The organism is Microbacterium sp. CJ77 (genome assembly GCF_002911615.1).
GTDB lineage: Bacteria > Actinomycetota > Actinomycetes > Actinomycetales > Microbacteriaceae > Microbacterium.
In genome coordinates, this window is record NZ_PQBR01000006.1 from 1043252 (window position 1) to 1066525 (window position 23274).

Below are 23274 nucleotides of genomic sequence, written 5' to 3' on the forward strand. Positions count from 1 at the left end.
CAAGGAAGCATGACTATGGACATCCCCACCTTCGGTTCAGCCGCGGCAGAGGGTCTCGCGCACCGCGGACTCCAGGCCCCCGGATCGCGCTACATCCTGCCCCAGTTCGAGGAGCGCACGGCCTACGGCTACAAGCGCCAGGACCCGTACAACAAGCTGTTCGAGGACCGCGTCATCTTCCTGGGCGTCCAGGTCGACGACGCCTCGGCGGATGACGTCATGGCCCAGCTCCTCGTTCTCGAGAGCCAGGACCCCGACCGCGACATCATCATGTACATCAACTCGCCCGGTGGATCGTTCACCGCGATGACGGCGATCTACGACACGATGCAGTACGTGTCGCCCCAGATCCAGACCGTCGTGCTCGGTCAGGCGGCCTCGGCCGCGGCCGTGCTGCTCGCGGCCGGCGCGCCCGGCAAGCGTCTCGCCCTGCCGAACGCCCGCATCCTGATCCACCAGCCCGCCATGGGCGAGGCCGGTCACGGGCAGGCGTCCGACATCGAGATCCAGGCGGCCGAGATCCTGCGCATGCGCACCTGGCTCGAGGACACGCTGGCCAAGCACAGCCACAAGACCCGCGAAGAGGTGAACCGCGACATCGATCGCGACAAGATCCTGAGCGGGCAAGAGGCCGTCGCATACGGTCTCGTCGACCAGGTGCTGACGAGCCGCAAGCGCGTTCCCGCGGCACTGACCAAGTAGTCCGTAACCGGCTCGCCCCGGCACCCTGTCAATACGACCGGATGTCGGGGCGAGTTGTTAGGCTCGCACTATTGTCCCGCCCGGTCGTCCGGGCACGCATGAGGAGGAGCCCGATGGCCCGCATCGGCGAAAGCGCAGACCTGTTCAAGTGCTCCTTCTGTGGCAAGAGCCAGAAGCAGGTCGTGCAGTTGATCGCCGGTCCCGGCGTCTACATCTGCGACGAGTGCGTCGAGCTCTGCAACGAGATCATCGAAGAACGGATGGCCGAGGCCGGCACCGGCGTCGTCTCGGACTTCGACCTTCCCAAGCCGCGTGAGATCTTCTCGTTCCTCGAGGAGTACGTCGTCGGGCAGCAGGATGCCAAGCGCGCCCTGTCCGTCGCCGTCTACAACCACTACAAGCGGGTCCGCGCGCACGGCACGATCCAGTCGGCCGAGCAGCGCGCCGAAGAGGTCGAGATCGCGAAGAGCAACATCCTGCTCCTCGGCCCGACCGGTTGCGGCAAGACGTACCTGGCCCAGACCCTCGCCAAGAGACTGAACGTGCCGTTCGCCGTCGCCGATGCGACCGCCCTGACCGAGGCCGGGTACGTCGGAGAAGACGTCGAGAACATCCTCCTCAAGCTCCTGCAGGCCGCGGACTTCGACACGAAGCGCGCCGAGACGGGCATCATCTACATCGACGAGGTCGACAAGATCGCCCGCAAGGCCGAGAATCCGTCGATCACACGGGATGTATCGGGTGAGGGTGTGCAGCAGGCGCTGCTGAAGATCCTCGAGGGCACGGTCGCCTCGGTCCCGCCGCAGGGTGGACGCAAGCACCCGCACCAGGAGTTCATCCAGATCGACACGACGAACGTGTTGTTCATCGTCGCGGGCGCTTTCGCGGGTCTGGAAGACATCATCTCGTCGCGCGTCGGCCGTCACGGCGTCGGCTTCGGCGCCCGCCTGCACGAGAAGGACGACGACCAGAACCTCTTCAGCGAGGTCCTGCCCGAAGACCTGCACAAGTTCGGTCTGATCCCCGAGTTCATCGGACGTCTGCCCGTCGTGGCATCCGTTTCGCAACTCGATCGCGAGGCGCTCATCGAGATCCTCACGGGACCGCGCAACGCGCTCGTGAAGCAGTACCAGCGGATGTTCGAACTCGACGGTGTCGAACTGGACTTCGAACTGGACGCGCTCGAAGCGATCGCCGAACTCGCGGTCGGCCGCAAGACGGGTGCCCGCGGGCTGCGCGCGATCCTCGAGGACGTGCTCGGTCCGATCATGTTCGACATCCCCTCGACCGAGAACGTCGCGAAGGTCATCGTCACCCGCGCCGCGGTGGACGACGGAGCGGCCCCCACGCTCGTCATGAACCGGGCGAAGAAGAGCGCCTGACCCCTTCCCGGCAGAGCGCGACGGCACTCAGTTCACCGTGATCAAGACCCCGGCCGCCTAGATACGAGCGAGCGCTCCGTCGCGCAGGTGCACGACATCGTGCATCGTGGGTGTCAACGACAGGTCGTGCGTGACGAGCAGTGTCGCCGTCGAGCGCTCGGCGGTGAGGTCCGCGATGAGCGCCATGATCTGCGCACCGCGTTCCGAATCGAGCGCGCTCGTCGGCTCGTCGACGATCAAGACCGACGGATCGTTCATCAGCGCCCGCGCGATGTTCACGCGTTGGCGTTGTCCGCCCGACAGCTGGTGCGGCCGCTTGCCGCGGTGCTCGGACATCCCGACGGCGTCCAGGAGCGACGCCGCGCGCTCGCGCCGTTCCGTGCGAGCGTGTCGTCCACGCTCGGCGCTGCGACCATGCTCGGCACGACGGCCGCCCAGCTCACCCATGACGAGCAGCTGCTCCTCGGCGGTGAGCGAGGGCAGCAGGTTCGACTGTTGGAAGACGATCCCGATCGAGGTGCGACGCAGCTCGGTCGCCTCGTCGTGCGAGAGAGCGGATGCCTCGACATCGCCGATCATCACGCGCCCGCTGTCCGGGCGGATCAGCGTCGACGCGATCGCCAGCAGGCTCGACTTGCCAGACCCCGAGGGGCCGGTGATCCCGGTGATGGTGCCTGGCTGAACGACGAGCGACACATCGTCGACGGCACGGACGCGCGAGGTTCCGTCGGGGAAGGTGAGGGTGACGTTCTGCATGCTGATCATCGGTTGCTCCCGAGTGCGGTGAGGGGGTCGGAGGTGGTGACGGTGCGGAGGGCGAACGCGGCGCCGATCACGCCCACGACGACCATGAGGATCGCAGGGGCGACGGTGGTCCACGGGCTGAGGAGGAACGGTAACGATCCCGAGACGGCGATACCTGCAGCCACGACGATCCCCGTGCCGAGCGCCGTTCCGGCGATGAGCACCACGAGGGCCTGGCCGAGCGCGTCGCGAACCAGGGCGCCCGTCGTCGCTCCGAGCGCCTTGAGGATGGCGACGTCGCCACGGCGCTGCATGGTCCATACGGTGAAGAAGGCCCCGATGACGAGCGCGGAGATACCGAAGAGCAGCGCCACGATGAGCAGCAGGGATCCGATCTCGGATCGGAACGCCGGCAACAGGGTGAGAGAACCGAGGGTGGACGTGGACACGGTGCCAGCCTCTGCGTCGAGCGCCGACCAATCGGCGTCGCCGGACACGAGCAGTGCCGTTACAGCATCCGCTCCGCCTCCGACCTTCGACTGTTGCGCCTGCCAATCCGCGAGCGTCAGCCAGACGACGGGAGTGTGGCTGTACCACTCGTCGCCACGGATCCCAGCGACGTGATACGGGGTATCGGCGATGGTCACGGTGTCACCCACGGCCGCCTGGAGTGCCGTCGCGGCCGGCGCGGACAGGGTGATCGCGCCCGCCGCGGTCGGAGCGCCCCGTTCGCCGGGGGTCGTCGCAAAGATCGCCACGGCCGTGCGGTCCGCGTCGGTCTGGGCGCGGGTTTGCGACAAGCCGAACGGGATGGCGGAGGTCACGCCCGAGGAGTCTTTCCACTCCTTCTGCTGAGCGGGGGCAACGGAGGAGTCCGCGAACGTTGGTGTGGCACCCGCGACACTCGGTCCGAGCACGATGCGATCCGCGCCGAGGTTCAAGACGCCAGAGACGTTCTGCTGCGCGAGCCCGCCGGTCAGGCCGCTGAGAAACCCCACGAGCACACTGATGAGTGCCACGACCGTGCCGATGAGGGCGAAGCGGCCACGAGCGAATCGAAGATCGCGCCAAGCGACGAACATGAGGGGTCCTTTCGTGGAATGAGTCCAGCCTCGTTGCAGCCCCGCACGGGAGCATCCGCGCAGCGGATGGTTCTGCGCGCGAGAAAGGTGGAGCGTCCTCTCCACCTTTCGGACGACGTGCGCGCCGCCGGGGGCGCGTAGCGTGAGGAGCGTCATGTCTGCTCAGCACCCGCCCGTCAACCCCATCGTCGTGGGCCTTCAGGTCGGGCTGCAGGTCTTGTTCGTCGCCCTGCTGGCGTTCTCGGTCGTCATGGGGTTGCTCGTCCCGGGCGCACCCGCCCCCGCCATCCTGATCCTGGCCATCGTGATGATGCTGACCTACGGCGTCGCTCTCCTCGGCCACGCGATCGCCGACGCTCGCCGACGCCGCGCGCTGCAGTGGGCCTGGATCGCGATCCTCACGGTCGAGTGGATCGTGCTGATGAGTCTCACGCCGTTCGCGGCGTATCTCGCTTTTCCGCTCTTCTTCCTGTACCTCGATCTGCTGCCCGAGCCCATCGCGACCGCGTCCGTCGGGCTCGCGACGATCGGTGCGGTTGTCGCTTTGGGAATGCACGGTGAGTGGACCGTTGGTGGCGTGATCGGGCCGATCGTGGGGGCGGGGGTTGCGATATTGATCGGCCGCGCTTACCGGGCGCTGCGGGTCGAGAGCGCGGAGCATCAGAGGCTCTACGAAGAACTTCTTGCCGCGCAAAGTCGGCTTGCGGCCGTGGAGCGCGAGGCCGGCATGATGTCGGAGCGCGAGCGGCTTGCCCGTGAGATCCACGACACGGTGGCGCAGAGCCTATCGAGCATCACGCTGCTGCTGAACGCGGTCGAACGGATGGACCCCGACGCTCAGACGATCACCCAGGTGCGTCTCGCGCGCCAGGCCGCCACGGAAAGCCTCTCCGAAACGCGCAGGTTCATCCGCGAGCTGACACCGCCGCTGCTGGATGAGCGCAGCCTCGGCGGAGCGCTGAGACGCCTCGCCGAGACATGGCGACGTCCGGGCCTGACCGTCGAGGTGCGTGCCGCAGACGCGCTCGACTTGCCCATGACCGTGCAGACCGCACTGTTGCGGGTCGCGCAGGGTGCGATGGCGAACGTGATCTCGCACGCGGACGCGACGAAGGCGACCGTATCGCTCTGGCGCGACGGCACCTCGGTGCTGCTGGTCGTCGTCGACGATGGGGTCGGGTTCCCCATCGACGAGCTCGTTCCTACGGGTGGTGGTGAGTCGTTCGGCCTGCGGGCTATTCGTGCACGGGTCGAAGAGCTCGATGGCACGCTCGACCTGCAGAGCACGCCTGGCGCAGGCACGCGACTCAGCGTCGAACTGCCCGTGGGGACCCCGTGAGCGTGCCTGCGATCACGGTGCTCATCGCCGACGACCACCCCGTCGTGCGGGCCGGGATCCGCGCGCTCATCGGCACCGACCCGGGGCTGTCGGTGATCGCGGACGCGGCGACGCCGGACGACGCCGTGCGGCTCGCCGTCGAGCTCCAGCCTCACGTCGTATTGATGGATCTGCAGTTCGGTGGTGCGCCCTCGGGCGTGGAGGCGACCGCGGCACTCAAACGTCAGAGCCCCGCGCCCGCCGTGCTCGTTCTGACCAACTACGACAGCGACTCCGACATCCTCGGGGCGGTCGAGGCAGGAGCCAACGGCTATCTGCTGAAGGACGCCCCGCCGAACGAGCTTCTCGCCGCCATCCGCGCGGCCGCGGCAGGCGAGAGCGCGCTCGCGCCGACGGTGGCCGGACGTTTGCTCGATCGGATCCGTACGCCCGCCACCTCGCTCACCGTGCGCGAGCTGAGCGTGCTGCAAGCGGTTGCCGCTGGCCTGTCGAACCTCGAGATCGCGGCATCGCTGCACGTGACGGATGCGACGGTCAAGTCACACCTGGCGCACATCTACACCAAGCTGGGCGTCCGGTCTCGGAGCGCCGCCGTCGCCGCCGGGCGCGAAAGCGGCATCCTGCGCTGAGGTCGGACGGTGCTCAGCGTTAGGCGTCGAGGCCCCGGCGCGACAGCAGCGGCTGGATGTCCGCGTCACGACCGCGGAAGTCGCGATACGCCTCGAGCGGATCCTTCGACCCGCCCACACCGAGCAGGCGCTGGCGGAACCGGTCGCCGTTGTCGCGGCGCAGTCCGCCGTGCGTGCGGAACCACTGCACCGTGTCGGCGTCGAGCACCTCGCTCCAGATGTAGGAGTAATAGCCGGCGCTGTAGCCGCCCGAGAAGACGTGGGCGAAGTACGTCGAGGCGTAGCGGGGCGGTACGGCAGCAAGGTCGAGACCGATGTTCGCCAGCGCCTCGCGCTCGAAGTCGGCCACGGAGGTCACGGATTCCGCGGCGCTCTCGGACAGCGAGTGCCAGGCCTGGTCGAGCCAGGACGCCGCGAGGTACTCGCTCGTCGCGAACCCCTGGTTGAACGTCTCGGTCGAGCGGAGGCGATCGACGATGTCTTCCGGCAGCGGTTCGCCCGTCTCGACGTGCCGCGCATAGTTGCGCAGAACCTCCGGCCACAGGATCCACATCTCGTTGACCTGGCTGGGGAACTCCACGAAGTCGCGGTGCACGTTGGTGCCCGCGAAGTGCGGATAGGTCACGGTCGCGAACAGCCCGTGCAGCGCGTGCCCGAACTCGTGGAAGAGGGTCGTGACCTCGTCCAGGGTCAGGAGTGTGGGGAGCCCCGCGCCGGGCTTGGACACGTTGAGGTTGTTCACGACGACCGCGCGCGTTCCGCGCAGGGCGGACTGCGACACGATCGAGTTCATCCACGCCCCGCCGCGCTTGGAGTCGCGCGTGTACAGGTCGAGCACGAAGAGCCCGACGGGGGAGTCATCGGCGTTGAGAACCTCGAACACCCGGGCCTCGGGGTGGTATGCGCGCAGATCGGGGCGCTCGACGAAGCGCACGCCGTACAGCTGCTCGGCGGCGTAGAAGACGCCGTCCTGCAGGACACGCTCTGCCTCGAACCAGGGGCGAAGCGCAGCGGTGTCGATGTCGAAGTTCGCCGTCCGGACCTTCTCGGTGTAGTACGCCCAGTCGTGGGCTTCGATCGCGAAGGGTTCCGCTTCGGCATCCGCGAGCACCTGCAGCTCGGCGCGCTCGCGTTCCGCGTTGCGCGCGGCCGGAACCGCGAGTCGACGCAGCAACTCGTGCACGGCCTCGGGCGATCCCGCGGTCTCGTCGGCGGTGATGTACGCGGCGTGGGACTCGTACCCGAGCAGCGCGGCGCGCTCGGCGCGAAGACGCACGATCTCGGTCAGCACGGAGCCGTTGTCGTTCGCGTTGCCGCGGTTGCCGCGTGAGCGGGAGGCATCCATGATCCGGCGGCGGCTCTCGCGGTTGGTCAGGAGCGAGAGATACGGATGTCCCGTGAACAACGTGAGCGTGATCGCGTACGCGCCCTCGCGCCCTCGGTCGGCTGCCGCCTGTGCCGCTGCCGAGATCTCCCCCTCGGTGAGGCCGTCGAGTTCGGCGGGTTCGTCGAACACGACCGCGAGGTCGTTGGTGTCGGCGAGCAGGTTCTTCTCGAACGTGGTGGTCAGGATCGACAGGCGCTGGTTGAGCGCGGTGAGTCGCTCCTTCGCCTGCGCGTCGAGGCCCGCTCCCGCGTGGTTCATCTCGCGGTGGTGGCGCTCGACGAGAAATCTCTGCTCGGCATTCAGATCGAGGTCCTCGATCTGCTCGAGGATCGTCGAGATGCGGGAGAAGAGCTTCGCGTCGAGCTGGATCGCGTCCTGGTGGGCCGCCATGAGAGGCGCGAGCGCGTCTTCGATCTCTTGAATCTCGGGTGTGGCGTCCGCGGACGACACCGTGTAGAAGGTCTGGGCGACCCGGCCGAGCAGCTCTCCGCTCTGCTCCAGCGCGATCAGCGTGTTCTCGAAAGTGGGCTCTTCGGCATCCGCCGTGATGGCGTCGATCTCGGCCCGCTGCGCGGCGAAACCCCGCTCGAACGCGGGCAGATAGTGCTCGGGGCGGATGGCCGCGTAGTCGGGCAGTTCGTACGGCAGAGTGCTGGGGGAGAGCAGGGGATTCGACACGTCGGAGAGCATCTAGCCAGCGTATCCCGGAGGCCTCGCCCGGGTGTCGGCGAGGGTCAGCCGAACTCGTCGTCGGGGTCGTGCCGCACGATGGCCTCGCCGTCCGCGTTCAGCTCGACGATGACGCCGGTGTCGAGCTCGGCGATCGGGCGGCCCTCGAGCCAGGTGAGAGTCCAGCGCGGTTTCGGCTGACCGGGCATGTCGCCCGGGGTCGCCTCTTCGACCTCGCTGATCGCGGGTCGAAGCGCGGCGGGAACGGCCGCGGGCGGCTGCTCTCCGGCGGTCCAGCGGGTTCCGAGTTGCATGTCAGGCCTCCGGTGCCAGTTCGATGGACGAGACGCGCGTGGATTCCCCCACGACGAACTCGATGTTTGCGATGCGTCCGACGGCGCGCAGGTCGCCCTCGACGAGTCGCAGGGCGGCGACGGTCGCATCCGTTCCCTCGATCGTCGCGTGGGCGACGGGGGTCTTCTGCGAGGCCTTCGCCTCGGTCTTGGCGCGCCGGATGCCGATCAGCGCCTCGCTCGCGGCGATCAGCACGGCGGGGTCGCCGGGGCGGCCCACCACGGTCGGCCACGCGCTCGTGTGCACCGAGTCGTCGTGGAACCACGACCATGCCTCTTCGGCCGCGAACACGAGCACGGGCGCGAGAAGGGCGAGCATCGTCTCGAGCGCGATGCGCAGGGCAAGCGCAGCGGATGCCTGGCCCTCGTTCGTGCGGTCGTAGGCGCGCTCCTTGACGAGCTCGAGGTAGTCGTCGCAGAAGGTCCAGAAGAACGCCTCCGTGAGCTCGAGCGCGCGGGCGTGGTCGTACGCCTCGAGGGCCTTTGTCGCGTCGCGGACGACCCCGTCGAGGCTCGCGAGCATCGAAGCGTCCACCGCGTGAGTGACCTCGGCGTCTTCGGGCACCGGGAACGAGAGCACGAACTTCGCGGCGTTCAGCACCTTGATCGCGAGGCGTCGGCCGATCTTGATCTGCGTCGGGTTCTGCGGATCGAACGCGGCGTCCGTGCCGAGGCGGCTCGACGCCGCCCAGTACCGCACGGCGTCGGAACCGTGCTGCTCGAGGATGTCGGCGGGCGTGACGACGTTGCCCTTCGACTTCGACATCTTCTTGCGGTCGGGGTCGACGATGAATCCCGAGATCGCCGCATCCGTCCACGGGGTACGGTCGTCCTGCAGAGCGCTGCGGAGGAGGGTGGAGAAGAGCCAGGTGCGGATGATGTCCTGCCCCTGGGGTCGCAGGTCGAACGGTGCGACGAGGTCCCAGAGCTCCGGGTCGCGCTCCCAGCCGCCCGCGAGCTGCGGGGTCAGCGACGAGGTCGCCCAGGTGTCGAAGATGTCGAGCTCGGGGGTGAAGCCGCCGGGCACGTCGCGCTGGTCGGCCGTGTACCCGGGCGGCACATCGGTGGACGGATCGACCGGAAGCTGCGAGGCATCCGGCGTCAGCACGCGGTCGTGGTCGCGCTCACCGTTCTCGTCGAGCGGGTACCAGACGGGGATCGGCACGCCGAAGAAGCGCTGGCGCGAGACCAGCCAGTCGCCCGTGAGCCCGTTCACCCAGTTTTCGTAGCGCACCCGCATGAAGTCGGGGTGCCACGAGATCTCGTTGCCGAGCGCGAGCAGGCGGTCGCGCAGCTCGGCGTCGCGGGCACCGTTGCGCAGGTACCACTGACGAGTCGAGACGATCTCCAGGGGTCGGTCGCCCTTCTCGAAGAACTTCACGGCGTGCGTGAAGGGCTTCGGGTCGCCCTCCATCTCGCCAGACTCGGCGAGTAGCTCGACGATGCGCTTCTTGGCGCTGAACACGGTCTTGCCGGCGAGCTCCGCATACGCGGCTTTCGCGGCATCCGTCGTCAGCGCGTCGGGCGCCTCGGCGATGATGCGTCCGTCGCGCCCGATGATCGTGCGGTTGGGCAGGTCGAGTTCGCGCCACCAGATGATGTCGGTCACGTCGCCGAACGTACAGATCATGGCGATGCCCGAGCCCTTGTCCTGCTGGGCGAGCGGATGCGCGAGCACCGGAACCTCGACGCCGAACAGCGGGCTCGTGACGGTCGTGCCGAACAGGGGCTGGTAGCGCTCGTCATCCGGGTGCGCCACGAGCGCGACGCACGCGGCCAGCAGTTCGGGGCGCGTGGTCTCGATGAAGACGTCGTCGCCGTCGGGCTTGTGGAACGCGAGGCGATGGTACGCGGCGGGCTGATCGCGGTCTTCGAGCTCGGCCTGTGCGATCGCCGACCGGAAGTCGACATCCCACAGCGTCGGGGCGAGGGCACGGTACGCCTCGCCGCGCTCGAGGTTCTTCAGGAACGCGAGCTGGCTGGTGCGGATCGTGTCATCCGAGATCGTGCGGTAGGTCTGGGTCCAGTCGACGCTCAGGCCGAGGCTGCGCCAGAGGTCCTCGAACGCCTTCTCGTCCTCGACCGTGAGGCGCTCGCACAGCTCGATGAAGTTGCGGCGGCTCACCGGGATCTGGTCCGCTGCCTTGCTCGACTTGTTGTCGCCGCCCTCGAACGGGGGCGTGAAGTCGGCGTCGTACGGCAGGGTGGGGTCGCAGCGAACGCCGTAGTAGTTCTGCACGCGTCGCTCGGTGGGCAGACCGTTGTCGTCCCAGCCCATGGGGTAGAACACGGTCTTGCCGCGCATCCGCTCGAACCGGACCTTGACGTCGGTGTGCGTGTAGCTGAACACGTGCCCGATGTGCAGGCTCCCGCTCGCTGTCGGCGGGGGAGTGTCGACGCTGTAGACGCCCTGGCGACCGGATGCCTCGGCCGCTGCGCGATCGAAGAGGTACGTGCCCCGTTCGCTCCACGCGGCATCCCACTTGTTTTCGAGGCCCTCGAGAGCCGGCTTGTCGGGTACTTCGGCCATGGGTGTCTCCTCGATATGTGCGGCACGGTGTGTGCGTGCCTGAGTGTGGGATGTCCGGCGAGTTTATCGCGCGGCCCGCGGCTCAGGCATCCGGTCGGTCCCATATCAGCCTCGACCCCGCCCCGCCCGACATGGGAGGAGATCCCGGTTGCGGAGGATGCTTCCCGCCGATTCCATCCTCCGAACGCGAGATCTCCTCCGAAACGGAGGCCAAGGTGGTCCCCGCAACACCTCCTCCACAATGCGACGTGGTGTGGCGCCGCGCGCGAAAGCGCGCAAACACCATGTGGGGTTCTGCGGCGGCGCATCAAACTCGACGGGTGGGTGTGGCGGACCAGGTTCGGGCGCGTGGAGGCGTGATGCGGGTGCGCGCGCTGCGCGAGCTCGGCGTCAGCGATCACGTCCTGCGTTGCGCGCTCGGAGCGGGGCATATCGAGCGAGTGCGCAGGGGCTGGGTCGCGGCGCCTGGGGCGGATCCGATGCTGATTGCGGCGGCGCGACGCGGAGTCGTTCTCACCTGCGTGACCGCTGCTCGAAGACTCGGCTTGTGGGTTCTGGATGAGAAGCAGCCCCATGTCGCCGCGCCTCAGCATGCCGGACGGATCGACATCCCGGGCGCCACCGTGCACTGGCACAAGGCGCTGGTGCCGAGGCATCCGGATGCGCTCGTCGACCCGATCGAAAACGTGCTCGCGATCGTCGCGGCCTGTCAACCTCGCGAAGCGGCGCTTGCGGTCTGGGAATCGGCGCTGCGTCAGCAACGCGTCGAACCCGAAGCGCTCAGACGGATGGCTCTGCCCGCCGCCGCTCGCGAAATGCTGGAGTTGGCGAGCCCATGGTCGGATTCGGGGCTCGAGACCTTCGTCGTGCCCCGTCTGCGGTGGCTGCGCCTTCCCTTGCGGCGGCAGACCTGGATCGCGGGCCACCGCGTCGACCTGCTGATCGGGGACCGGCTCGTGCTGCAGATCGACGGCGGGCATCATGTCGGGGTTCAGCGGGAGGAGGACATCGCCCACGATGCCGCGTTGCGCCTGCTCGGGTACCACGTGATCCGCGTCGGGTACGGGCAGGTCATCGACCGGTGGCACGAGGTGCAGGACCTCATCATGCGCGCCGTGGCCCAGCGGCTGCATCTGGCGTGAGGGGCCGGACGCGTCGAGCACGACGCGGAGCACCCGACCCATACGCGGCCCGCGGTGTCGTCCCGCGGGCGCCGCCTTCCGGCGAACCACGACGAACGCGACACGGCGAACGCCAGGTGCGGCATGTCGATTCCGTGCGAGCGGACGACGAAGCGGCGGCGCACGGTTATCCCGAGTCGGATCGCGACGTTCATCGACGCGAGGTCCGGGTGTCGCGAAAGCCCAGTCGACGCACGACCGTGCGGCTTCCCCCGCATAGCCGCGATGCCACGCGCGATGCGGCGGGCTCTGCCCCACGGATCCTCCCGGATGTTCACCTCATGGCCGAACCCAGGATGCCGAGGCCCGTTAGACTGAACCCACGAGCATCGATCCGGCCATCACCGGGGAGCTCTCGGAAGAACGGGTCCCCGGCGTCAAGTCGGGTCCTCACTAGAACCGAGCGGGGCAGGCCCGTCACAGCCGCTGTGAAAGTGGCTGCGCATAGCGGCAAGCAGGGTGGTACCGCGGCTCGTCCGGATCAGATCTCGTCACAGATGTGAACCCAGAGGGTCGTCCCGGCAGGAAGCACACGACAGCACCTGCGAGAAGCCATGACCTACCCCCAGCCCTCAGCGTTCGGACCCGCCGCCGATGCGGTCCCCGCGAGCCCCCGCTTTCCCGAGATCGAGCGCGAGGTGCTCGACTTCTGGCGCGACGACGACACGTTCCGCGCGAGCATCGCCCAGCGCGACGGCAGCGAAGAGTGGGTGTTCTACGACGGCCCGCCGTTCGCCAACGGTCTGCCGCACTACGGCCACCTGCTCACGGGATACGCGAAGGACCTCTTCCCGCGCTTCCAGACCATGCGGGGCAAGAAGGTCGACCGCGTCTTCGGCTGGGACACGCACGGCCTTCCCGCCGAGCTCGAGGCGATGAAGCAGCTCGGCATCACCGAGAAGGCGCAGATCGAGGCCATGGGCATCGACACCTTCAACGCCAAGGCGCGCGAGTCGGTGCTGGCCTACACCCGCGAGTGGCAGGACTACGTCACCCGCCAGGCCCGCTGGGTCGACTTCGACAACGGCTACAAGACGCTCGACACGACCTACATGGAGAGCGTGCTCTGGGCCTTCAAGACGCTGTACGACAAGGGTCTCGCCTACGAGGGCTACCGCGTGCTGCCGTACTGCTGGCGCGACGAGACGCCGTTGTCGACGCACGAGCTGCGCATGGACGACGACGTGTACCGGATGCGTCAGGACCCGTCCGTCACCGTCACGTTCCCGCTCGTCGGGCTGAAGGCCGAGGCGCTCGGGCTGACCGGCGTGCGCGCGCTCGCCTGGACCACCACGCCCTGGACGCTGCCGACCAACATGGCGCTCGCCGTGGGCCCCGACATCCGCTACGTCGTGCTGCCCGCCGGCCCGTCGGGCGCCGCGGACGTACACCGGACGCCGGATGGCGCGTCGGATGACCCGATCGAGGCGTCCGCGCACCGCTACCTGTTGGCGGCGGACCTGCTCGGCAACTACGCGAAGGACCTCGGCTACGAGAACGCCGCCGCTGCCTCGGAGGCCGTCGAGCGCGAGGTCGCGGGCGCCGAGCTGGCGGATGTCTCATACGACCGCCTCTTCGACTACTACGCCGACGCCGAGGTGTGGGGCACGCAGAACGCGTGGCGCATCCTCGTCGACGACTACGTCACGACGACCGACGGAACCGGCATCGTCCACCAGGCCCCGGCCTACGGTGAGGACGACCAGCGGGTCAGCGAGGCCGCCGGCATCCCGACGATCCTGAGCCTCGACGACGGCGGACGGTTCCTTCCCGCCGTGACGGATGTCGCGGGCGACCTGTGGATGGACGCCAACACCCCGCTCATCCGCCTGCTGCGCCAGGCCGGGCGGCTCGTGCGCGAGGCGAGCTACGAGCACTCGTACCCGCACTGCTGGCGCTGCCGGAACCCCCTCATCTACAAGGCCGTGTCGAGCTGGTTCGTGCGCGTCACCGAGTTCCGCGACCGCCTGGTCGAGCTGAACGAAGACATCACCTGGGTGCCCGAGAACGTCAAGCACGGCCAGTTCGGCAAGTGGGTCGAGGGCGCGCGCGACTGGTCGATCAGCCGCAACCGGTATTGGGGTTCGCCGATCCCGATCTGGAAGAGCGACGACCCCGAGCACCCGCGCGTCGACGCGTACGGCTCGCTCGAAGAGATCGAGCGTGACTTCGGCCGCCTGCCACGCAACGATTCCGGTGAAGTCGATCTGCACCGTCCTTTCATCGACGAGCTGACCCGCCCGAACCCCGACGACCCGACCGGACAGAGCACCATGCGCCGTATCGAGGACGTCCTCGACGTCTGGTTCGACTCGGGCTCGATGCCGTTCGCGCAGGTGCACTACCCGTTCGAGAACCGCGACTGGTTCGACTCGCATTCGCCCGCCGACTTCATCGTCGAGTACATCGGGCAGACCCGCGGTTGGTTCTATGTCATGCACGTGCTGTCCGGCGCGCTGTTCGATCGCCCCGCGTTCAAGGCGGTCTCGGCCCACGGCATCGTGTTGGGCAGCGACGGGCAGAAGATGTCGAAGTCGCTGCGCAACTACCCGGATGTCTCGGAGGTGCTCGACCGCGACGGATCCGACGCCATGCGCTGGTTCCTGATGTCGAGCTCGGTGCTGCGGGGCGGCAACCTGGTCGTCACCGAAGAGGGCATCCGCTCGGGTGTGCGCGAGTTCCTGCTGCCGCTGTGGAGCTCGTGGTACTTCTTCTCGACGTATGCCAATGCCGCTTTCGCTGGTGGCGCGAATGCCGCTTTCGCCGGTGGTTCGGGAACGGACGGCGAAACCGATGCCGCGGGCTACACGGCCTCGTGGCGCACCGACTCGACCGACGTGCTCGACCGTTACATCCTGGCGCTGCTCGGCGAGCTCGTCCGCGATGTCGCGACGGACCTCGAGGGGCTCGACTCGACGACGGCCGCCGCGCGCCTGCGCGACTTCGCCGAGGTGCTGACCAACTGGTACATCCGGCGCTCGCGCGATCGGTTCTGGGTGGGGGTCACCGACGACCCGGCCAGCCGCGAGGCGTTCGACACGCTATACACCGTGCTCGAGACCCTCACACGGGTCGCCGCACCGCTCATCCCGCTCGTCAGCGAGCGCGTGTGGCAGGGACTGACAGGTGGGCGGAGCGTCCACCTGCAGGACTGGCCCGACGCCGAGGCGTTCCCGCAAGCCCCCGACATCCGGACGGCGATGGATGCGGTGCGCGAGGTTTCGAGTGTCGCCAACGCGCTACGCAAACGCGAGGGCAAGCGCGTGCGTCTGCCGCTCGCGCGTCTGACGGTCGTGGTGACGGATGCCGTCGGTCTCGCGCAGTTCGACGAGATCCTGCGCGACGAGCTCAACGTCAAGTCCGTCGAGCTGATCGAGCTCGAGGCCGATACGGCCGCGAGCTACGGGATCACGCACCGCCTGACCGTCAACGCCCGGGCGGCGGGCCCGCGCATCGGCAAGGACGTGCAGCGTGCCATCCAGGCCGCGCGTTCGGGCGATTGGTCGGAGACGGGTGGTGCCGTCGTCGCGGGCGGAATCGCCCTGGAACCGGGGGAGTACGACCTCGCGCTCGAGACCACGGGCCGTCCCGAGGGGGAGGCGCTTGCGCTGCTCCCCGCCGGTGGTTTCGTGCTGCTCGACACCACGACGACGCCCGACCTCGAGGCCGAGGGCCTGGCGCGCGACGTCATCCGTGCGGTGCAGGACACGCGAAAGGCTGCGGGGTTCGACGTGAGCGACCGCATCCACCTCATCGTCACCTTCGAAGACGAGGCGGACGCGCAGGCCGTCTCGGAGGGCTTCGAGACCGCGGATGTCGCGGGCGAGACCCTCGCGGTCGAGTACCTGCTCGGCACGAAGGGCGAGACCCTCCGCGGCTCGACGCGTAGCTTCGCGGGCGACAATCCTCGAACCGACAAGGCGAAGGCGGAGCACAAGGCATCCTTCGCGGCGGGCGCGTTCGCGAACGCCGGAGCATTCACCGTGGCCGTGACCCGAGCGGAGGGACGCGCATGAGCGAGATCCAGAGCGACGACAACGGACCCGTGGAGAGCACGCCGGAGGACGTCGAACGAGCGGATGCCGTGTACTCGGCTCTGCTCGCGCGCGCGGGGGAGCGGTGGGTGCAGCCGCGCAAGGAGCGCACAGCGCGCCTGCTCGACTACCTGGGCGACCCGCAACGCACCTATCGTGTCGTGCACGTCACGGGCACCAACGGCAAGACGAGCACGAGCCGCATCATCGAGAGCCTGCTGCGCGCCCACGGGCTGCGCACGGGACTTTTCACGAGCCCGCACCTCGAGCGCTTCACGGAACGCATCATGATCGACGGGTTCCCGGTGCCCGACGCCGCGGTGGCGGACGCCTGGGACGAGATGACCCCGTTCGTCGGGCTGGTGGACGCGGAGCTCATCGAGGCGGGCGAAGAGCCCCTGACGTTCTTCGAATTGCTGACCGCACTGGCCTTCGTCGCGTTCGCCGACGCCCCGATCGACGTGCTGGTGCTCGAGGTCGGGATGGGCGGGTCGTGGGACTCCACGAACACGGCGGACGGGGACGTCGCGGTGTTCGCGCCGATCGCGCTCGACCACGCCGATCGGCTCGGCGACACGATCGCGAAGATCGCTGAGGTCAAGTCCGGGATCATCAAGGATGGCGCTGCGGTCGTGTCTGCCCGCCAGCCCGCCGAGGCCGTTGCGGTGCTGCGGGCCGCGGCCGCCGCGCGCGGCGCGACGATCGCCTTCGAGGGAGAGGACTTCGCGCTGACCTCCGACCGGCTGGCGGTCGGCGGGCAGCTGATCTCGGTGCGTGGGCTCGTCGGCACGTACGACGACGAATACCTGCCCCTGTACGGCGTTCACCAGGGCGCGAATGCCACCCTGGCCATCGCGGCGGTGGAGTCGCTCATCGGTGGCGCCACGCAGGCGATTGCGGGGGACATCCTGGCGGATGGCCTCGGCGCCGTGACCTCGCCCGGACGTCTGCAACTGGTCGGCACGAACCCGACCGTGCTGGTCGATGCGGCCCACAACCCCCACGGCGCGCGCGCCCTGGCCGACGCCCTGCGCGCCTCGTTCGACTTCGACGAGTGGGGCGTCGTCCTCGGTGTCCTCGGCGACAAGGATGCCGCGGGCATCGTGGCGGCCCTCGCGCCCATCGCGACCGAGGTCTTCGTGACGGCACCCGATTCCGACCGGGCCGACAGCCCCGACGCACTCGCCGACATCGTCGAGGCGGCGGGCCTGCACGCGAGCGTGCACCCGAACCTCGACGACGCGGCGGAGTCCGCGCGCGCCTGGGCCGGAGAATCCGCTCGTCGCGCCGTCGTGATCGCAGGGTCCGTCGTGCTCGCGGGTGAAGCCGTAGCCCTGTCCTCGAGCGAGGGCTGGAAGTCCGGGGGCACGTCGTGAATGCAGCTCGCGAACGCCGCCCGCGCCGCAAGCGCAGCCTGACCGCGCAGCTCGCGTCGATCGTGCTCGGGTTCGAAGCCATCATCGTCTTTCTCGGCGGTCTCGTGATCTTCGGCCTCAAGGTGCTGCCGGCGGGAATACCCGACTGGGTGGGCATCGTCGCGGGGGTCGTCGTCGCGGTCGCGATGGTCGCGACCGCCGGATTCGTCCACAAACCTGCGGGCATCGCCACGGGGTGGGTGCTGCAGGTCATCGTCGCGCTGTCGGCGTTCCTGGTGCCCGCCATGCTGCTGATCGCCCTGATCTTCGGCGGCATGTGGGCGTACGCGACCATTCAAGGACCGAGAATCGAAGCACGAACGCGCGCTGCGGCGCCGGAAGGAGAAGCACAATGACCACGGAAGAGACGCTCGTCCTCGTCAAGCCGGACGGTGTCGCACGCGGCCTGACCGGAGATATCCTGGCGCGCATCGAACGGAAGGGCTACGCCCTCGTCGACATCAAGCTCGTCGAGCCGGATCGCGACCTGCTCGAGCGCCACTACGCCGAGCACGCCGGCAAGCACTTCTACGAGCCGCTCGTGGAGTTCATGATGTCGGGGCCGTCGGTCGCGATCCGTCTCGCGGGCAACCGCGTGATCGAGGGCTTCCGCTCGCTCGCGGGCACGACCGACCCGACAGGCGCCGCTCCGGGAACGATCCGGGGCGACTTCGGCCGCGACTGGGGCCTGGCCGTGCAGCAGAACCTCGTACACGGGTCGGACAGCCCCGAGTCGGCCGCGCGCGAACTCGACATCTGGTTCGGCTGAGCCACAGCCCCGAACTCGAACCGCGAACGGTCGTGACTCGCCGCGTGCGTCACCGGACGCACACGGCGAGTCGCGACCGTTCGTTCGCGTGCGTGGCGACCGGCGGCGCTCGCCCGACCGGTCGCGATCAGAACAGGTTGTTCAGCGCGTCCAGGCGCACCTGCGCGAGCACGGCGATGATCGCGTAGCTGACGACGGCCATGACCGGCACCCAGCCCATCAGCGTGTCGGCGACGCGTCGGACCCCGGATGGCGCGGGCACGAGCCCCGACCGGAAGAGGTGGAGGGTCACGGCGTAGAACGTCGGGATCGTCACCAACCAGGTGACCATGCACCAGGGGCACAGGGTGCCGAGGACGAAGATGCTCTGGCTGATCAGCCAGATCACGAATGCGATCGCGAAGATCATTCCGGCCTCGAACAGCCACCAGAACCAGCGTGCGAACCGGGCGCGCGCGAGGATCGCCACGCCGACCACGATCGGGGCGACCCACGCGCCGAGCCCGATCAGCGGGTTGGGGAACCCGAACACCATGCCCTGCCAAGACTCGAGGTTGGCGCGACACTGCACCAGGATGCTGAAGTCGCAGGACAGCGATGCGTTGGGGTCGGCGAGGAGGTGAATGCGCTCGAGGGTGAGCTGGAAAGCCGCCCACCAGCCGATCACTCCCGCGATGATGAGCCAGACGGCGAGGGCTACGGGGCGGGTGTGCGTCTGGGAGGGCGTGGGCATGCCTCGGATTATGGCACCGGAAACTGCACGATCGGCGTGCGCGCGACCGGGGATAACGCGGTTCGCGGGGCGACTCGCGGGCAACGCATGCGGCGAGGGGCCCACATTCGGTCCCGGATGATGCGATAATGAGATCTAGATGCCTCGCCGGCCGCGCCGGACGGGTATCGACGAAGACTTCGGGCGATGATCGCCCTTCGCAGCACGAGCCACGGGCCTGCTGCAGACCGAGTGAGTTCGCGGCACCGCAGGTGCGGTGCTGCACGAGAGTTCGCCGGGTGACGCGCGGATGTCGCCCGCCAGGGAGTGCGCCAGCGATGGCTGATGACAACAATGACAATGACCGCAACGACCTTCAGGAAGCGTCACCGGCCGAACCGCCGTTGACGCCGACGGGGAACGTCCCGCAGAGCGAGGGTGCACCCTCCGTTGACGAGGGTGCCGCTTTCGAGACCGAGGGTGCCGCGTCTGCGGACGTGAGTTCCGCGGCCGACGAAGGCGCGCCCGGCCTCGAGCCGCCTTCGGCCGAGCCGGAGAGCCCCGTGAGCGAAGAGCCTGTGGCTCAAGACGCTGTAGGTCAAGACGCTGCAGCCGAGGAGGCTGCGGCCGAAGCGCCGGAGTCCGCGGCTCCTGAGCCCGAGGTCTCGGCGGCAGAGGCATCAGTGCCCGACGCTCCCGAGCCCGAGGTCTCGGCGAACGAGGCCCCCGCTGCCGACGCGTCGGTGCCTGAGGCATCCGAAGCTCCCGCGTCCGCAGCCACGCCTGAACCCGAGCCGCAGCCGGACGCCACGCCCGAGCCGGACGCCGAGCCGAAGATCCCGACCGCCGTAGCGCTGGGTCTGCTGCCCGAGGTGTTCGTGTCGCAGGTCTCGACACAGCTGATGTTCTATGCGCCCGAGATCGTGCCGCTTCCCGCGGCACCCGCATCGCGTGACGACCGGGACGAGCCCGAAGAGCGCAACGCACGCGAGTCTCAGGGCACGTCGCGTCGGCGCAACCGTCGCCGCGCGGGCGAAGAGTCGAGCGAACCGCAGGATCCTTCCACGGTCGTCCGGGTGCGCCAGCCCCGCGCCGTCGAGGTCATCACCGAACCGCAGCGCATCAAGGGATCCACGCGTCTCGAGGCGAAGAAGCAGCGTCGTCGCGACGGTCGTGAGGCCGGTCGACGTCGAGCCGTCGTCACCGAGGCAGAGTTCCTCGCCCGCCGCGAGGCCGTCGACCGCGACATGATCGTGCGGTCGAAGAACGGGCGCATCCAGATCGCCGTGCTCGAGGACAACGTCCTCGTCGAGCACTACGTGGCCCGCAATCAGGACGCATCGCTCATCGGCAACGTGTACCTCGGCCGCGTGCAGAACGTTCTGCCCAGCATGGAGGCGGCGTTCGTCGACATCGGTCGCGGGCGCAACGCCGTGCTGTACTCGGGCGAGGTCGACTGGGACGCCGTCGAGACGGGCAACCAGCCGCGCCGTATCGAGCTCGCGCTCAAGTCCGGCGACCGCGTTCTCGTCCAGGTCACGAAGGACCCGGTCGGACACAAGGGCGCCCGGCTGACGAGCCAGATCTCGCTGCCCGGCCGCTACCTCGTGTACGTTCCGGCGGGGTCGATGAACGGTATCTCGCGGAAGCTCCCCGACACCGAGCGGGCGCGCCTGAAGCGCATCCTCAAGGAAGTCCTGCCCGAGTCATCCGGTGTCATCGTCCGCACGGCGGCCGAGGGCGCGACGGAAGACCAGCTGACGCGCGACGTGCAGCGGCTCACGAGCCAGTGGGAGCACATCTCTTCGCAGCTCGAGACGGTCCAGGCCCCGGCCCTGCTGCACTCGGAACCCGACCTGCTGGTGAAGATCGTGCGGGATGTCTTCAACGAGGACTTCCGCAAGATGCTCATCCAGGGCGAAGAGGCGCAGCGCACGATCGAGGCGTACCTCGAGTCCGTCGCGCCCGACCTGCTCGAGCGCGTCGAGCCGTACGAGGGCGATCGCGACCCGTTCGACGAGTTCCGCGTGACGGAGCAGATCGAGAAGGCCCTCGACCGCAAGGTGTGGCTGCCCTCGGGTGGTTCGCTCGTGATCGACCGCACCGAGGCTATGACGGTCGTCGACGTCAACACCGGCAAGTTCGTCGGCTCGGGCGGAAACCTCGAAGAGACCGTCACGAAGAACAACCTCGAGGCGGCCGAAGAGATCGTCCGCCAGCTGCGCCTGCGCGACATCGGCGGCATCATCGTGGTCGACTTCATCGACATGGTGCTGGAGTCGAACCGTGACCTCGTGCTGCGTCGCCTGGTCGAGTGCCTCAGCCGTGACCGCACGAAGCACCAGGTCGCCGAGGTCACGTCGCTCGGCCTCGTGCAGATGACCCGCAAGAAGCTGGGCCTCGGGCTGCTCGAGACGTTCAGCGAGAACTGCGAGGTCTGCGCGGGGCGCGGAGTGATCGTGCATCACGACCCCGTCGTCAAGCACCGTTCGTCATCGTCGGCGCCGTCGGGCAGCGGCGGCGGCTCCAACCGTCGCCCCCGCGGCGGCAACAACGGATCGAACGGCGGCAGCACGGGCAACGGCGGCAACGGTGGCACCCACGTGATCACCGAGGGCGTCAAGTCGGCCCTCGCGCAGATCGCCGCCTCGACGCTCGGCGCGGCATCCGATGCCGAAGCGACGGATGCCCCGGCCGCGGTCGCCGTGCAGACCATCGAATCCCTCGAGATCGTTCTGCCGGAGGGCCCCGTGGCCCCGGCCGCCGAGGGCGAGCGGACGAAGAAGCGTCGCAAGCGTCCCGACCAGCGGGGCGAGCGCCGGGACGACCGGGGCGAGCAGCGTCCCGAACAGCGTTCGGCCGCACCGAAGTCCGAGAAGGACCAGCTGCTCGACTCGGTACTGCAGGCTCTGCCCGAGCCGAAGGCTCCGGGACAGGGACGTCAGCGTCGTCGCGTCTCGACCGGGATCGTGACGGGTACGCCCGTCACCATGCCGAGCGCGGACGAGTAGGCCCTCCGACGCTCGCGCTCGCTCGATTCCCACTGGGTCGTCGAGCGAGCGCGGCGAGTCCAAACGCCGGGTGCGTCAGCTCAGCGCTCGCGGCGTTCGCGCGCGGTGACGCGCAGCCCCGAGTCGCGCAGCGCGTACACGAGCTCGCGCGCGGTGACGTGCCGCGCTCCCGCCGCGATCAGACGCTCGATGGACTCGGCGGGCACGTCGTAGTGGTCGAGATCGAATCCGCGGCGCGGGATGTCGTGGGCTGCGGCGAAGGCGTGCAGCTCGTCCAGGTTGTCGTCGCTGATGAGGTGCCCCCAGAGTCTGCCGTGGGCCGGCCACCGCGCCGTGTCGATCAGGATGGCCATCCGCAGATCCTAACTCCGCGCCGCGAGGTCGCGGCTGGCCGCGCAGAGTCCGCCCGTCGGCCCGAGTCCGCCGGTTGCGTACGGGACACAGGCGGCGGGCCCGGCGACACAGGGCGGTGTCGGCGAGGTGCGAGGCCGCGGGGCTCGCGGGGCGGGACCGCGTCCCGACGCGCGGGGCGGATGCTTTTGCCGCATCCCGTTCCGTCGGGTAGACTCGACCCTTGGTGCGTCACGTGCTGCCGCTATGCGTGCGGTGCGACGAGAGCGAAGCTTCCGCACCGCACCACGGGTAGTACGGAATCTCACGGGATGCCGCGCCCCGTGGAGCAGAGTCTTTAGTGACATTCGGAACCACAAGGTTCCCCAGAGAAACAGGTGTGAAGTGGTTTACGCAGTAGTGCGCGCCGGTGGCCGCCAGGAGAAGGTCGAGGTCGGCACGATCGTCGTCCTCGATCGTCAGAAGGCCAAGCTCGGCGACAAGATCGAGCTGCCCGCGGTGCTCCTGGTCGACGGGGACAACGTCACCACCGACGCCGACAAGCTGGCGAAGGTGACCGTCACCGCCGAGGTTCTCGGCGAGCTGCGCGGCCCCAAGATCATCATCCAGAAGTTCAAGAACAAGACTGGTTACAAGAAGCGCCAGGGGCACCGCCAGGACCTCACGCGCGTCAAGGTAACCGGCATCAAGTAACCGCGGGAGATTCGAGATGGCACACAAAAAGGGCGCAAGCTCCACCCGTAACGGTCGCGACTCCAACTCCCAGCGGCTGGGCGTCAAGCGCTTCGGCGGCCAGGTCGTCAGCGCCGGCGAGATCATCGTCCGCCAGCGCGGAACGCACTTCCACCCGGGTGCCGGTGTGGGTCGCGGTGGCGACGACACGCTGTTCGCGCTGCAGGCCGGTTCGGTCGAGTTCGGCAAGAAGGGCGGCCGCAAGGTCGTCAACATCGTCATGGCCGCGGAGTAGTCGCACGACTACCGCAG

At 68.6% G+C, this 23274-nt stretch carries 19 protein-coding genes; 12 read left to right on the plus strand and 7 right to left on the minus strand.

What is annotated here, in order from left to right; genetic code table 11:
- Positions 1-15 precede the first annotated feature (15 nt).
- Both C2868_RS05635 and clpX read left to right on the plus strand, forming a co-directional pair.
- Positions 16-702, plus strand: coding sequence for an ATP-dependent Clp protease proteolytic subunit (locus C2868_RS05635; protein ID WP_100810978.1), 687 nt, complete (start codon positions 16-18; stop codon positions 700-702).
- 113 nt (positions 703-815) lie between these two features.
- Positions 816-2084, plus strand: a complete 1269-nt coding sequence (gene clpX / locus C2868_RS05640; protein ID WP_103663033.1) for an ATP-dependent Clp protease ATP-binding subunit ClpX — start codon at positions 816-818, stop codon at positions 2082-2084.
- A gap of 57 nt (positions 2085-2141) precedes the next feature.
- On the opposite strand, the gene C2868_RS05645 is transcribed toward clpX, so the two are convergent.
- Positions 2142-2849, minus strand: coding sequence for an ABC transporter ATP-binding protein (locus tag C2868_RS05645; protein WP_100810976.1), 708 nt, complete (start codon positions 2847-2849; stop codon positions 2142-2144).
- A complete protein-coding gene (locus C2868_RS05650; protein WP_103663034.1) occupies positions 2846-3910 on the minus strand; it encodes an ABC transporter permease in 1065 nt (354 codons plus the stop codon). Before C2868_RS05650 ends, C2868_RS05645 begins: the two co-directional genes overlap by 4 nt.
- A 154-nt stretch (positions 3911-4064) precedes the next feature.
- Between C2868_RS05650 and C2868_RS05655 the strand changes: the two genes are divergently transcribed.
- Together C2868_RS05655 and C2868_RS05660 are read left to right on the plus strand one after the other, a co-directional pair.
- Complete coding sequence (locus C2868_RS05655) at positions 4065-5249, plus strand: sensor histidine kinase (protein ID WP_100810974.1); 1185 nt, start codon at positions 4065-4067, stop codon at positions 5247-5249.
- Entirely contained in the window at positions 5246-5878 is a 633-nt protein-coding gene (locus tag C2868_RS05660) for a response regulator transcription factor (RefSeq protein ID WP_198519534.1), read from the plus strand. Before C2868_RS05655 ends, C2868_RS05660 begins: the two co-directional genes overlap by 4 nt.
- A gap of 19 nt (positions 5879-5897) precedes the next feature.
- Here the strand turns inward: C2868_RS05660 and C2868_RS05665 are convergent, their stop codons facing one another.
- From C2868_RS05665 to valS, 3 genes are read right to left on the minus strand one after another with little or no spacing between them, the layout of a single operon-like run.
- Positions 5898-7955, minus strand: a complete 2058-nt coding sequence (locus C2868_RS05665) for a M3 family metallopeptidase (RefSeq protein WP_100810973.1) — start codon at positions 7953-7955, stop codon at positions 5898-5900.
- Between the two features lie 44 nt (positions 7956-7999).
- On the minus strand, positions 8000-8248 hold the full coding sequence (locus tag C2868_RS05670; protein WP_100810972.1) for a hypothetical protein: 249 nt from the start codon (positions 8246-8248) through the stop codon (positions 8000-8002).
- 1 nt (position 8249) lies between these two features.
- On the minus strand, positions 8250-10817 hold the full coding sequence (gene valS, locus C2868_RS05675) for a valine--tRNA ligase (RefSeq protein ID WP_100810971.1): 2568 nt from the start codon (positions 10815-10817) through the stop codon (positions 8250-8252).
- Positions 10818-11137: 320 nt separating this feature from the next.
- On the opposite strand from valS, the gene C2868_RS05680 reads away from it, so the two are divergent.
- The 5 genes from C2868_RS05680 (at position 11138) to ndk (ending at position 18216) form a co-directional block, all read left to right on the plus strand.
- On the plus strand, positions 11138-11959 hold the full coding sequence (locus C2868_RS05680) for a DUF559 domain-containing protein (RefSeq protein WP_232711188.1): 822 nt from the start codon (positions 11138-11140) through the stop codon (positions 11957-11959).
- A gap of 593 nt (positions 11960-12552) precedes the next feature.
- Complete coding sequence (gene ileS, locus C2868_RS05685; protein ID WP_100810970.1) at positions 12553-16014, plus strand: isoleucine--tRNA ligase; 3462 nt, start codon at positions 12553-12555, stop codon at positions 16012-16014.
- Entirely contained in the window at positions 16011-17408 is a 1398-nt protein-coding gene (locus tag C2868_RS05690; RefSeq protein WP_100810969.1) for a folylpolyglutamate synthase/dihydrofolate synthase family protein, read from the plus strand. The genes ileS and C2868_RS05690 overlap by 4 nt, the downstream gene beginning before the upstream one ends.
- Entirely contained in the window at positions 17405-17803 is a 399-nt protein-coding gene (locus C2868_RS05695; RefSeq protein ID WP_100810968.1) for a DUF4233 domain-containing protein, read from the plus strand. Before C2868_RS05690 ends, C2868_RS05695 begins: the two co-directional genes overlap by 4 nt.
- Positions 17800-18216, plus strand: a complete 417-nt coding sequence (ndk, locus tag C2868_RS05700) for a nucleoside-diphosphate kinase (protein ID WP_100810967.1) — start codon at positions 17800-17802, stop codon at positions 18214-18216. The genes C2868_RS05695 and ndk overlap by 4 nt, the downstream gene beginning before the upstream one ends.
- A gap of 127 nt (positions 18217-18343) precedes the next feature.
- Here ndk and C2868_RS05705 read toward each other — a convergent pair whose 3' ends face one another.
- Positions 18344-18949 (minus strand): vitamin K epoxide reductase family protein, encoded by a 606-nt coding sequence (locus C2868_RS05705; RefSeq protein ID WP_100810966.1) that lies wholly within the window; start codon positions 18947-18949, stop codon positions 18344-18346.
- Between the two features lie 317 nt (positions 18950-19266).
- Here C2868_RS05705 and C2868_RS05710 point away from each other — a divergent pair, with 317 nt between their 5' ends.
- Complete coding sequence (locus C2868_RS05710) at positions 19267-21939, plus strand: Rne/Rng family ribonuclease (RefSeq protein WP_181003351.1); 2673 nt, start codon at positions 19267-19269, stop codon at positions 21937-21939.
- An 80-nt stretch (positions 21940-22019) separates the two neighbouring features.
- Here the strand turns inward: C2868_RS05710 and C2868_RS05715 are convergent, their stop codons facing one another.
- Entirely contained in the window at positions 22020-22292 is a 273-nt protein-coding gene (locus C2868_RS05715) for a DUF4031 domain-containing protein (protein WP_100810965.1), read from the minus strand.
- A gap of 382 nt (positions 22293-22674) precedes the next feature.
- Between C2868_RS05715 and rplU the strand changes: the two genes are divergently transcribed.
- A complete protein-coding gene (gene rplU, locus C2868_RS05720; protein WP_181003352.1) occupies positions 22675-22983 on the plus strand; it encodes a 50S ribosomal protein L21 in 309 nt (102 codons plus the stop codon).
- A 16-nt stretch (positions 22984-22999) separates the two neighbouring features.
- On the plus strand, positions 23000-23257 hold the full coding sequence (gene rpmA / locus C2868_RS05725; protein ID WP_100810964.1) for a 50S ribosomal protein L27: 258 nt from the start codon (positions 23000-23002) through the stop codon (positions 23255-23257).
- Positions 23258-23274 lie beyond the last annotated feature (17 nt).